At 66.6% G+C, this 11,010-nt stretch carries 12 protein-coding genes; all 12 read right to left on the bottom strand.

What is annotated here, in order from left to right; translation table 11 throughout:
• Positions 1-86: 86 nt before the first annotated feature.
• The 12 genes from paaD to paaG all read right to left on the bottom strand — a co-directional run bounded on the left by paaD (position 87) and on the right by paaG (position 11,003).
• Positions 87-587: a 1,2-phenylacetyl-CoA epoxidase subunit PaaD gene (gene paaD / locus PHI64_RS12610; protein WP_299883203.1), complete on the bottom strand. Its 501-nt coding sequence runs from the start codon at positions 585-587 to the stop codon at positions 87-89.
• Between the two features lie 7 nt (positions 588-594).
• Complete coding sequence (paaC, locus tag PHI64_RS12605; RefSeq protein ID WP_299883212.1) at positions 595-1,377, bottom strand: 1,2-phenylacetyl-CoA epoxidase subunit PaaC; 783 nt, start codon at positions 1,375-1,377, stop codon at positions 595-597.
• 89 nt (positions 1,378-1,466) lie between these two features.
• On the bottom strand, positions 1,467-1,763 hold the full coding sequence (gene paaB, locus PHI64_RS12600) for a 1,2-phenylacetyl-CoA epoxidase subunit PaaB (RefSeq protein ID WP_299883199.1): 297 nt from the start codon (positions 1,761-1,763) through the stop codon (positions 1,467-1,469).
• The gene (paaA, locus tag PHI64_RS12595; protein ID WP_299883196.1) at positions 1,760-2,770 is read right to left on the bottom strand and encodes a 1,2-phenylacetyl-CoA epoxidase subunit PaaA; all 1,011 of its coding nucleotides are present in this window, start codon (positions 2,768-2,770) and stop codon (positions 1,760-1,762) included. The genes paaB and paaA overlap by 4 nt, the downstream gene beginning before the upstream one ends.
• 42 nt (positions 2,771-2,812) lie before the next feature.
• Positions 2,813-3,604, bottom strand: a complete 792-nt coding sequence (locus tag PHI64_RS12590; protein WP_299883193.1) for an enoyl-CoA hydratase-related protein — start codon at positions 3,602-3,604, stop codon at positions 2,813-2,815.
• 7 nt (positions 3,605-3,611) lie between these two features.
• Entirely contained in the window at positions 3,612-4,385 is a 774-nt protein-coding gene (locus tag PHI64_RS12585; protein WP_299883190.1) for an enoyl-CoA hydratase, read from the bottom strand.
• Positions 4,386-4,439: 54 nt separating this feature from the next.
• The gene (locus PHI64_RS12580; protein ID WP_299883188.1) at positions 4,440-5,585 is read right to left on the bottom strand and encodes an ABC transporter substrate-binding protein; all 1,146 of its coding nucleotides are present in this window, start codon (positions 5,583-5,585) and stop codon (positions 4,440-4,442) included.
• Between the two features lie 28 nt (positions 5,586-5,613).
• On the bottom strand, positions 5,614-6,819 hold the full coding sequence (pcaF, locus tag PHI64_RS12575) for a 3-oxoadipyl-CoA thiolase (protein ID WP_299883186.1): 1,206 nt from the start codon (positions 6,817-6,819) through the stop codon (positions 5,614-5,616).
• Positions 6,820-6,841: 22 nt separating this feature from the next.
• Positions 6,842-8,167, bottom strand: coding sequence for a phenylacetate--CoA ligase PaaK (paaK, locus tag PHI64_RS12570; RefSeq protein ID WP_299883183.1), 1,326 nt, complete (start codon positions 8,165-8,167; stop codon positions 6,842-6,844).
• A 37-nt stretch (positions 8,168-8,204) separates the two neighbouring features.
• Positions 8,205-8,669 carry a hydroxyphenylacetyl-CoA thioesterase PaaI gene (gene paaI, locus PHI64_RS12565; RefSeq protein ID WP_299883181.1) on the bottom strand — a complete coding sequence of 155 codons (465 nt, stop codon included), beginning with the start codon at positions 8,667-8,669 and terminating at the stop codon, positions 8,205-8,207.
• Positions 8,662-10,209, bottom strand: coding sequence for a 3-hydroxyacyl-CoA dehydrogenase PaaH (gene paaH / locus PHI64_RS12560; protein ID WP_299883178.1), 1,548 nt, complete (start codon positions 10,207-10,209; stop codon positions 8,662-8,664). Before paaH ends, paaI begins: the two co-directional genes overlap by 8 nt.
• Positions 10,206-11,003 (bottom strand): 2-(1,2-epoxy-1,2-dihydrophenyl)acetyl-CoA isomerase PaaG, encoded by a 798-nt coding sequence (gene paaG, locus PHI64_RS12555; protein ID WP_299883175.1) that lies wholly within the window; start codon positions 11,001-11,003, stop codon positions 10,206-10,208. Before paaG ends, paaH begins: the two co-directional genes overlap by 4 nt.
• Positions 11,004-11,010: the final 7 nt, after the last annotated feature.

The following is an 11,010-nucleotide window of genomic DNA, read 5'->3' as shown; positions in this document are numbered from 1 at the left end:
CCACCGCGCCGGCCGACTCGGGGCTGACCCGCTTGACGGCAAGTTCTTGAAAACGGAGTGCTGACATTTCGAATGTCTCCAACCCTTTAGTAGGGTTTGAAATAGTCAAAGGGTTCTTGGCAATCGAGGCACTTGTAGAGCGCCTTGCAGGCCGTGGACCCGAACTGGGACGAGACAGCAGTATGGGTAGAACCGCAACGCGGACAGGCCACGGTTTCTGGCACCGGACGATGACGCATGAACTTGACGACGCTGACGGCCGGCCGGGTGGTGTGCGGCGGCGCAATGCCGTAGGCGCGCAGCTTCTCCTTGGCCTCGTCGCTCATCCAGTCGGTAGTCCAGGCCGGGGCCAGGCGAGTCACCACCCGTGCGGCGATGCCTGCCTGCGCCAGGCAGGCCTTCACGTCGTCCTCGATCTGCCCCATCGCCGGGCAACCGGTATAGGTGGGGGTGATGACCACCTCAACCCCCTCCGCGGTCTCGCTCACATCCCGGAGGATGCCCAGCTCGCGCAGGGTGACTACCGGGATCTCGGGATCGGTAAGGGGTTCGAGGGTCGCCCAGACCTGCTCCACAACGCTGCTCATGGCCGCTTTACCAGGTGGCGCCCGGATGGGCGCGGGCCAGGCCCTGCATCTCGCCGAGCAGGTAGCTCAGGTGCTCGGAATGCCGCCCGTGCTTGCCTTCGGTAACATAGCCCCGCACTTCCGGGCGCACCAGGGTGGCTTCGGTCAGGGTGTCATTGACGATGCCATCCCAGGCGGCGCGCAGGCTGCGCACATCCACCCCGGCGCCGGAGGCCACGGCGGCCTCTTCGGCGGCGCTGGGCGTCCAGAACTCCTCGGTGTAGGCAAAGAGGTGATCCAGAGCAGCCTGGGCACGCTGGTGGGACTCGTCGGTGCCGTCACCAAAGCGCACCAGCCAGTCGGCGGCGTGGTGCAGGTGGTAGCGGGCCTCCTTGAGAGACTTGGCGGCGATGGCGGCCAGGTCGGCATCCGGCGACTTTTCCAGGGCCTCCCACACCAGCACCATCAGCGCCCCGTAAAGGAAGTTGCGGGTGATGGTGGTGGCGTAGTCGCGGTTGGACACGGCGTAGCCCACCAGCGGGCCGTTGTGGGGCAGCTCCAGCAGGGTGTAGTTGCGGAACTGGGTGTCGTCACGGAAGTAGGCCAGCTTGTCCTCGGTGACATCGCCGCCCAGGCGGGTGGCGGCCAGCTGATAGAGCAGCCGGGCCTGGCCGATGTAGTCGAGGCTGACGTTGCCCATGGCGATGTCTTCCTCGAGGATGGGGCCGTGGCCGCACCATTCGGCGTTGCGCTGGCCCAGCACCACGGCGTTGTCTGCCAGGTGCAGGAGGTAGTCGATAGGAGCCCCCACGCTTCCCACTGCGTTGGGTGCGCTGCCCCCCACGGGGGCGCTCGCTTGCTTGGAGCGGTCCTGCGCCACGCTCGGTTGGATCGCGCTCATCACATGTGCCCCACTTCTTCCGGGATCTCGTAAAAGGTCGGGTGACGGTAGATCTTGTCGGCGGCGGGGTCGAACAGCTCGCCCTTGTCATCCGGGTTGCTGGCGGTGATGGCGGCGGACGGCAGCACCCAGATGCTCACGCCTTCCTGGCGGCGGGTGTACACGTCGCGGGCCATGTGCAGGGCCTGGGCGGCATCGGCGGCGTGCAGGCTGCCGCAGTGCTTGTGCTCAAGGCCCTGCTTGCTGCGGACGAAGATTTCCCAGAGGGGCCATTCATTGAGTGCGGGGGTGTTCATGCTGCCTCCTTTTGTGCGCGTTGTTGTTGTTTGCGGGTGTAGGCCAGGGCGGCGTCACGCACCCACTGGCCATCGTTGTGGGCCTTCACGCGGGTGGCGAGGCGCTCCTTGTTGCAGGGGCCGTTGCCCTCCACGGTGTTCCAGAACTCCTGCCAGTCGATCTGACCGTAGTCGTGGTGCTGGCGCTCTTCGTTCCACTTGAGGTCCGGGTCCGGCAGGGTCACGCCGAGCACCTTGGCCTGGGGCACGGTGGCGTCGATGAACTTCTGGCGCAGCTCGTCGTTGCTGATGCGCTTGATGCCCCAGCGCATTCCCTGGGCGCTGTTGGGGCTGTCGGCGTCGGGCGGCCCGAACATGGCCAGGCACTTCCACCACAGACGGTTCACCGCGTCCTGCACCATGGCGCGCTGGGCCTCGGTGCCCTGCATCATCACCAGCAGGGCCTCGTAGCCCTGGCGCTGGTGGAAGGACTCTTCCTTGCACACCCGCACCATGGCGCGGGCGTAGGGGCCGTAGGAGCAGCGGCACAGGGGAATCTGGTTCATGATCGCGGCGCCGTCCACCAGCCAGCCGATCACGCCCACGTCGGCCCAGTTGAGGGTCGGGTAGTTGAAGATCGAGCTGTACTTGGCCTTGCCGGAGTGCAGGCCTTCGAGCATCTGGTCACGGCTGGTGCCCAGGGTCTCGGCGGCGGAATAGAGGTAGAGGCCATGGCCGCCCTCGTCCTGCACCTTGGCGATCAGGATGGCCTTGCGCTTCAGGCTTGGCGCGCGGCTGATCCAGTTGCCCTCGGGCAGCATGCCGACGATCTCGCTGTGGGCGTGCTGGCTGATCTGGCGCACCAGGGTCTTGCGGTAGGCCTCGGGCATCCAGTCCTGGGGTTCGATGCGGCCGTCGGCGTCGATGCGGGCATCGAAGGCGGCCATCAGCTCGGGGTTCTCGGTGGACGGAGTCCGGGCCGACTTCTGGCCGGCGTTGTCCGGCACGCTGAAGGATTGGGTATACATCTGGTGTCTCTCCTTTATAGGTTGGACAGTTCCGCCGGCTGCTTATTGCAGCCAGGCAGGGGGACGCTTTTCGAGGAAGGCGGCGATACCGTCGCGGGCTTCGGCGGTAGCCCGGCGGCGGGCGATGCGGCGGGCCGTGTCCTCGCTCACCGTGTCGTCGATGGGCCGGCCATTAACAGCGCTGATCAGATCCTTGGCGGCCTTCTGGGCGTCGGGGGCGCCGACGACCAGGGTCTCGGCCAGGCGGGCCACGGCGGCGTCGAGCTGCTCCGCCGGCACCACCTCACCCACCAGGCCCATGGCCAGGGCCCGCACGGCATCGACCCGCTCGGCGCTCTGGAACAGGCGCAGGGCATGGCGCGGCCCGATGGCGCGCAGCACGAAGGGGCTGATCACCGCCGGGATGATCCCGAACTTGACCTCGGAGGTGGAGAAGCTGGCATCGTCGGCGGCCACGGCCATGTCGCAGGCCGCAGCCAGACCGGTGCCGCCCCCCAGGGCCGCGCCCTGCACCCGGGCGATGGTGGGCTTGCTCATGTCGGACAGGGCCCGCAGCATGCCGGCGAAGCGCCGGGCATCTGCCAGGTTCTCGTCCTCGCCATAGGCGGAGGCACGCTTCATCCAGTTGAGGTCGGCACCGGCAGAGAAGTGCTTGCCATGCCCGGCCAGCACCACCACCCGTACGGAGGCATCGCCGTCCAGCTCGACACAGGCCTGGTGGAGGTCGGTGATGAGCTGCTCGTTGAAGGCGTTGAAGACCTCGGGGCGGCTCATCCAGATCGTGGCGATGCGGCCCGAACGTTCGACAACAAGGGTTTCGTAGGCATTTGCCATGGTGACCTCAGCAGTTCCGGAAAGCCGGCTTGCGTTTTTCGACGAAGGCGGCCATGCCTTCCTTCTGGTCTTCGAGGGCAAAGGCCGAGTGGAAGACCCGGCGTTCGAACAGCAGGCCCTCGTTGAGGCTGCTCTCGAAGGCACGATTGACCGACTCCTTGATCATCATCACCACCGGCAGCGAAAAGCCGGCGATGGTGGCCGCGGCCTTGAGGGTTTCGTCCAGCAACTGCTCGGCGGGGATGATGCGGGCTACCAGCCCGGCTTTCTCGGCCTCCAGGGCGTCCATCATGCGGGCGGTGAGGCACAGGTCCATGGCCTTGGCCTTGCCTACGGCACGGGGCAGGCGCTGGGTGCCGCCGGCACCGGGCATGGTGCCCAGGCGGATCTCCGGCTGGCCGAACTTCGCCGTGTCGGCGGCAAAGATCATGTCGCACATCATCGCCATCTCGCAGCCGCCGCCCAGGGCAAAACCGGCCACCGCGGCAATCACCGGCTTGCGGGTGGTCTTGATGCGCTCCCAGTTGCGGGTGATGAAATCCGTCTTGTAGGCGTGCATGTAGTCGAAGTCCTTCATGAAGCCGATGTCGGCTCCTGCGGCGAAGGCCTTCTCGCTACCAGTCAGGACGATGCAGCCGATGTTCTCGTCGGCCTCGAAGCCGTCGATGGCCGCACCGATGCCATCCACCACCTCGTTGTTGAGGGCGTTGAGGGCTTCGGGCCGGTTGATGCGGATCAGCCCGACCTTGCCATGGACTTCGGTGATTACAAGCTTGCTCATGCTGTTCTCCCGGCGCCCGCCCGAAGGACGGGCGCCTGTTTCTTCGTTGACTGCTTATTGGGAGAGGGTCCAGTCACCGCTCTTCACTTCCAGCATGCGGAAGGAGGAGAGATCCAGGCCCATGTGGTCGGTGGGAGACATGTTGAATCTGCCGCTGGTGCCGATGAAGCCCTTGGTCGCCTCGATGGCATCGCGGACCTTGGCCTTGTCGGTGCTGCCGGCGCGCTTGATGGCATCCACGGCGATCATCAGGCCGTCGTAGGCATAGCCACCGAAGGTGGACACGTCCTGCTTGTAGCGCTCCTTATAGGCCTTATCGTAGGCGGTCACGACGGGCTTCTGCGGATCGTTGGCGGGGAGCTTCTCTGGGATCAGCTGGGCCGGGGACGGCAGGCGCACACCTTCGGCGGCCGGGCCGGCGAGCTTCAGGAACTCATCCGAGGCCACTCCGTGGGACTGGTACAGGGGCAGCGCAATGCCGAGCTGCTTGTAGTTCTTGGTGACGATGGCCGGGCCCTGCCCCAGACCGAACACGAACACCGCCTGCACGCCAGCTGTGTTCTTGATCTTGGTGAGCTGCGGGCTCATGTCGGTGTCCTTGGGCCCGTAGGTCTCGTTGGCCACCAGGGTCACGCCGTACTTGCCGGCCACCGCCTCGGTCTCTTTCTTGCCCGACTGGCCGAAGCCGGAGGTCTCGGACAGCAGGGCCACCTTGCTCAGACCGCGTTTTTTCATGTCCTCGAATACTTTTTCAGCGGCCATGCGGTCGGTGTGGGGAGTCTTGAAGACAAATTTCTTGACCGGCTCGATGATCACCACGGCGCCCGCGAGGGAGATGAAGGGCGTGCCGGACCTCTCAGCCAGCGGCACCATGGACATGGTGGCACCGGTAGTGGTACCACCGATCAAGATGTCCACCTTGTCGTCGTCCAGCAGGCGCTTGACAAAGCCGTTGGCCTTGTTGGCGTCGCTGCCGTCGTCGTAGTGCACCAGTTGCAGCTGACGGCCGAGCACCCCGCCCTTCTTGTTGATGTCTTCCACGTAAAGCTGCAGGGTCTTCAGCTCCGGGTCGCCAAGGAAGGCGGCCGGGCCGGTGACGGACAGCACGGAACCGATCTTGATCGGCTCATTGGCGATGGCGGCCAGGCTGCCCAGGGCCAGCACGGCGCCCACGGCAAACTTCTTCATGATGGTCTTCATGGGTGTGTCTCCTCTTTATGGTTGTGCTTCAAACACGCTCGATGATCATGGCAATGCCCTGCCCCACCCCGATGCACATGGTGCACAGGGCGTAGCGGCCATTGCGGCGGTGCAGCTCGTACAAGGCGGTGGTGACCAGGCGGGCACCGCTCATGCCCAGGGGGTGGCCCATGGCAATGGCGCCACCGTTGGGGTTCACCCGGGCCGCGTCGTCGGCTAGGCCCAGGTCGCGCAGCACGGCGAGGCCCTGGGCAGCAAAGGCCTCGTTGAGCTCGATGACATCCATCTGATCCAGGCTCAGGCCGGCCTTGGCCAACACCTTGCGCACCGCCGGTGCCGGGCCAAAGCCCATGATGCGCGGCGCCACCCCGGCAGTGGCCGTGGCCACCACGCGGGCCTTGGGGGTCAGGCCGTACTTGCCGGCGGCGGCCCCGGAGGCCAGCAGCAGCGCACAGGCACCGTCATTGACGCCGGAGGCGTTGCCGGCGGTGACGCTCAGCTCAGGGCCATTCACGCCCTTCAGCTTGGCCAGCATCTCCAGGGTGGTGTCGGGGCGCGGATGCTCGTCGGTGGTGAACAGCACGGGGTCGCCCTTCTTGCGCGGGATCTCCACCGGCACCAGCTCGTCGGCAAAGCGGCCGGCCTCATGGGCGGCGGCCCAGCGCTGCTGGGAGCGCAGGGCGAAGGCGTCCTGGTCGGCCCGGGAGATACCGAAGTCGGCGGCCACGTTATCGGCCGTCTGGGGCATCGAGTGGGTCTCGTAGAGTTTCTTCATCAAGGGGTTGATGAAGCGCCAACCGATGGTTGTGTCGTGGATGGCCGCCTGGCGCGAGAAGGCCGACTCCGCCTTGCCCATCACGAAGGGCGCCCGGGACATGCTCTCCACGCCACCGGCGATCATCAGATCCGTCTCGCCCGACTTGATGGAGCGGGCCGCCAGGCCCACCGCATCCATGCCGGAGCCGCACAGGCGATTGACGGTGGTGCCCGGCACCTCGATGGGCAGCCCGGCCAGCAGGCCCGACATGCGCGCCACGTTGCGGTTGTCCTCGCCGGCCTGGTTGGCGCAGCCGTAGATGATGTCCTCGACGGCCGTCCAGTCCACCTGCGGGTTGCGGGCCATCAGGGCCTTGAGGGGCACGGCGCCCAGGTCGTCCGGGCGCACGCTCGCCAGCGTGCCGCCGTAACGGCCAATGGGAGTGCGGATGGCGTCGCAGATGAATGCTTCGGTCATGATGTTCTTTCCTTTGCGACGCTTACAGTTGCTTCGGGCGCTGATCGATGACCCGGCGAGCCTTGCCGGTCTGGGTGCGCGGGATGCTGTCGAAGTCCATCACGTTCACCCTGGTGCTGATGCCGATGATGGTCTTGATGTGCTGGGCCACGCTGCGGCTGATCTCCTCGATGGTGCCGCGGCCCACATGGCCGGACAGCTCGCGCTGCAGCTCGCAGCGGATCTCCACGTTGTCCAGGTGGCCGTCGCGGGTCAGCACGATCTGGTAGTTTCCGGTGAGGCGCGGTTCGCGCAGGATCTGCTCCTCGATCTGGGTCGGGAACACGTTCACCCCGCGCACGATCAGCATGTCGTCGGAGCGGCCGACGATCTTGTCCATGCGCCGGAAGGCCCGGGAGGTGGGCTTGAGCAGGCGGGTCAGGTCGCGGGTGCGGTAGCGAATGACCGGGAAGGCCTCCTTGGTCAGGGAGGTGAACACCAGCTCGCCCTCTTCGCCATCGGGCAGCACTTCGCCGGTTTCCGGGTCGATGATCTCGGGGTAGAAGTGGTCTTCCCAGATCACCGGGCCATCCTTCGTCTCGATGCACTCACAGGCCACGCCGGGGCCCATCACTTCGGTCAGGCCGTAGATGTCGATGGCGTCGATGCCCAACTTGCGTTCGATCTCGGCGCGCATGCCCTGGCCCCAGGGCTCGGCCCCGAAGATGCCGACCTTGAGGGAGATCTCGTCGGGTTTGATGCCCAGGCGCTCGAACTCCTCGGCGATCACCAGGGAGTAGGACGGGGTGACCATGATGATCTCGGGCTTGAAGTCCATGATCTGCTGGACCTGCTTCTCGGTCTGGCCGCCGGACATGGGCACCGCCGTACAGCCCAGGCGTTCGACACCGTAGTGGGCACCCAGACCGCCGGTGAACATGCCGTAGCCGTAAGCCACATGCACCATGTCGCCCGGCCGGCCACCTGCGGCGCGGATGGAGCGGGCCACCACCTCAGCCCAGTTGTCGATATCGCGCTTGGTGTAACCCACCACCACCGACTTGCCGGTGGTACCCGACGAGGCGTGCAGGCGCGCCACCTGGCTGCGCGGCACGGCAAACAGCCCGAAGGGGTAGTTGTCGCGTAGGTCCGACTTGGTCATGAAGGGGAACTTCGACAGGTCGGAGAGCTGCTTCAGATCGTCCGGATGCACCCCCTTGTCCAGGCACTTCCGGCGGTAGGGCTCAACGTTGTCGTAGGTGTGGCGCACGGACCACTTGAGGCGCTCCAGCTGGAGTGCCGAGATCTCATCACGACTGGCGGTTTCTATGGGGTCGAGTTCGCCGGCCTGGGGGAATTTGGCGGTCATGGATGTCTCCTCTGCATTGTTCTTGAACGGGTGCTGTTCAGGCCTCTTCGGCCTGGAGACCGGCGATCACTTCGCCGGAAATCCGGTAGCTCTTGCCCCGGAACAGGGCAATGGTCTTACCGGCGCTGTCGCGGATGGTGACGTCGTAAACGCCGGTCCGGCCCGCTGCCGACATCTCGACGGCTTCGGCTTCCAGGGTGTCACCCTCCTTGCCCGGGGCAAGGAAGTCGATGTGGCAGGCGGAGGCCACGGTATTCCTGTTGTAGCTGTTGCAGGCGTAGGCAAACGCCGTGTCCGCCAGAGTGAAAATCAGACCGCCATGACAGATGTGATGGCCATTGACCATGTCACCCCGCACTTTCATGGTGAGGCGGGCATGGCCGGCGCCGACGGCCTCGACCTGCATGCCGAGGGCCCGGGCGGCCCGATCGCGGGACCACATGGCTTCAGTGACAGCCTCGGCCAAGGCCTGGGGGTCGGTGGGGATCAGGGTTTCAGACATGGATGTTCTTTCCTGCAAGGACGTGCTGCTGGATCAGCGGGGAGACCCGGTAGCGGTCTTCGCCATAGTGGTTAGCCAGGTTGGCGAGCACGCGATTGATGAGGGGCAGGCCGGTGCTGTCGGCCCAGGCCAGGGGCCCGCGGGGGTAATTGACCCCCAGGCGCATGGCCGAATCGGCGGCGGCGGCATCGCACACGCCCTGATTGACCGCATCAGCGGCCTCATTGGCAAGCATGGCCACGGTGCGCATCACCGCCAGCCCGGGGATGTCCCCCAGACGCGACACGGCGAAACCGGCCGCCTGCAGCAGGCCGATGGCCGCGCCCACGGCCGGGGCGTAGCAGTTGATGGCGGCGCCCACGGCAAGACGCGTGGCCTTGGCGTAATCCAGGGCCAGGTCGATGAGCACCAGATTGTCGATGCCCTCCTCCACCGCGCGGCGGGTGGCGGTGCGGCCATCGGTGATGAAGACCACCGCGCCGCCCACCTCGGCCACCCGACCGTCGCTGGCCTCACCCCAGGTATAGGCCACATTGTGTTCATACAGACGGTCGGCAATGGCCTGGGCGGCGGCAGAGTCGCCGTGGAGCACGATGTTGTCGGGCACGCTCTGGGCCACGGCACTCTTCGGCTCGGGGCGCTCGGCACCTTGCCGATAGTCGTAGAAGCCCCGCCCGGTCTTGCGGCCGTGGAAGCCCGCCTCCACCAGTTCCTGCTGGATCAGCGACGGAGTGAAGCGCGGGTCATTGTAGAAGGCGCTCCACACCGAACGGGTCACGGCGAAGTTCACGTCGTGGCCGATCATGTCCATCAGCTCGAAGGGGCCCATGCGGAAACCGCCGGCTTCGCGCATCACCGCGTCGAGGGTGGCACAGTCGGCGCCGCCCTCCCCCACGATGCGCAGGGCTTCGGCGTAGTACGGCCGGGCCACGCGATTGACGATGAAGCCCGGGGTGGACTTGGCATGCACCGGGGTCTTGCCCCAGGCCGCGGCCGTGGCGAACAGGGTGTCGGCCACGGCTTTGTCGGTGGCCAGGCCAGAGACGATCTCCACCAAGGCCATCAGGGGCGCCGGGTTGAAGAAGTGCAGGCCGGCCAGGCGCTCCGGCCGCTGCAGCACGGCACCGATGGCGGTGACGGAGATGGACGAGGTGTTGGTGCCGAACAGGCAGTCGGCGCCGACGATGGCTTCGAGATCCTTGTAGAGGGTTTGCTTGGCCTGGAGGTTTTCGACGATGGCCTCGACCACCAGGGCGGCGTCGGCCAGGTCACCGAGCTGCTCCACGGAGATCAGGCGGGCGCTGGCGGCCTGGGCGGCGTCCACGCTCATGCGGCCCTTGTCGGCGAGCTTGGCAAACTGGGCCTGGATGCCCTCCACCGCCTTGGCGGCGGCACCCGGGCGGTTGTCGAGCAGCTTGACCGGATGGCCGGCGGCGGCCGCCACCTGGGCAATACCGGCGCCCATGGCCCCGGTACCGACCACGGCGATCACGGATTGGGTGGAGAGAGGCTGGGTGATGAGGGGCTGGCTCACACTCATTCCCCGGTGAACTTCGGTGCGCGCTTTTCCATGAAGGCGGCCACGCCTTCGGCGTAGTCCGGGCTCCAGCCCAGCTCGCGCATGAAGCCGCCTTCAAAGGAGAGCTGCTGCTCCAGGGTGTGGCCCGGCGCGGCGTGCATGGCCTGGCGGGTGCGCACCAGGGCCTTGGTGGGCATGGAGGCCAGTTGGGTCGCCAGGGCGCCGACGCGGGCGGCAAAGGCGTCGTCGGCCACCGCCTCCCAGATCAGGCCCCACTCGGCGGCCTTGGCGGCGGGCAGCTTGTCGGCCAGCAGGGCCAGGCCCATGGCCCGGGCCATGCCGACCCGCTGGGGCAGGAACCACGTTCCGCCGGTATCCGGCACCAGACCGATCTTGCTGAAGGCCTGCAGGAAGGACGCGGACTGGCTGGCGATCACCAGGTCACAGGCCAGGGCCACGCTGGCGCCGGCACCGGCGGCGATGCCATTGACGGCCGCAATGGTGGGCACGCGCAGATTCTGCAGGCGCAGCACCAGAGGCTTGTAGTTCTTCTCGACCACGTTGCCGATGTCCGGCATGCCGCCGCTGGCAGTCCGGGCCATGTCCGGGTCGGCCAGATCCTGGCCGGCGCAGAAGGCGCGACCGGCGCCGGTGAGGACCAGCACACGGATCGAAGTGTCGGCCTGGACGATGTCGAGGGCGTCACGCAGCTCGGCATGCATCTCGCCGGTGAAGCTGTTGAGCTTGTCGGGGCGGTTGAGGGTCAGGCGAGCGACGCCCGCCTCGATGGTGAAGAGGATGTTCTTGTAGTCCATGGCGGGG

The sequence above is a fragment of the Zoogloea sp. genome, assembly GCF_028689785.1.
Taxonomy (GTDB): Bacteria; Pseudomonadota; Gammaproteobacteria; order Burkholderiales; family Rhodocyclaceae; genus Zoogloea.
Note: the sequence above shows the minus strand (reverse complement) of the source record. Positions and strands in the feature narration are given on the sequence as shown.

Bases quoted from the DNA above. Each gene is read 5' to 3' on its own strand.
- paaD (WP_299883203.1), bottom strand. From the start codon at position 587: ATGAGCAGCGTTGTGGAGCAGGTCTGGGCGACCCTCGAACCCCTTACC.
- paaB (WP_299883199.1), bottom strand. From the start codon at position 1,763: ATGAACACCCCCGCACTCAATGAATGGCCCCTCTGGGAAATCTTCGTC.
- pcaF (WP_299883186.1), bottom strand. From the start codon at position 6,819: ATGACCGAAGCATTCATCTGCGACGCCATCCGCACTCCCATTGGCCGT.
- paaI (WP_299883181.1), bottom strand. From the start codon at position 8,669: ATGTCTGAAACCCTGATCCCCACCGACCCCCAGGCCTTGGCCGAGGCT.
- PHI64_RS12590 (WP_299883193.1), bottom strand. From the start codon at position 3,604: ATGGCAAATGCCTACGAAACCCTTGTTGTCGAACGTTCGGGCCGCATC.
- paaK (WP_299883183.1), bottom strand. From the start codon at position 8,167: ATGACCGCCAAATTCCCCCAGGCCGGCGAACTCGACCCCATAGAAACC.
- PHI64_RS12585 (WP_299883190.1), bottom strand. From the start codon at position 4,385: ATGAGCAAGCTTGTAATCACCGAAGTCCATGGCAAGGTCGGGCTGATC.
- PHI64_RS12580 (WP_299883188.1), bottom strand. From the start codon at position 5,585: ATGAAGACCATCATGAAGAAGTTTGCCGTGGGCGCCGTGCTGGCCCTG.
- paaG (WP_299883175.1), bottom strand. From the start codon at position 11,003: ATGGACTACAAGAACATCCTCTTCACCATCGAGGCGGGCGTCGCTCGC.
- paaA (WP_299883196.1), bottom strand. From the start codon at position 2,770: ATGTATACCCAATCCTTCAGCGTGCCGGACAACGCCGGCCAGAAGTCG.
- paaH (WP_299883178.1), bottom strand. From the start codon at position 10,209: ATGAGTGTGAGCCAGCCCCTCATCACCCAGCCTCTCTCCACCCAATCC.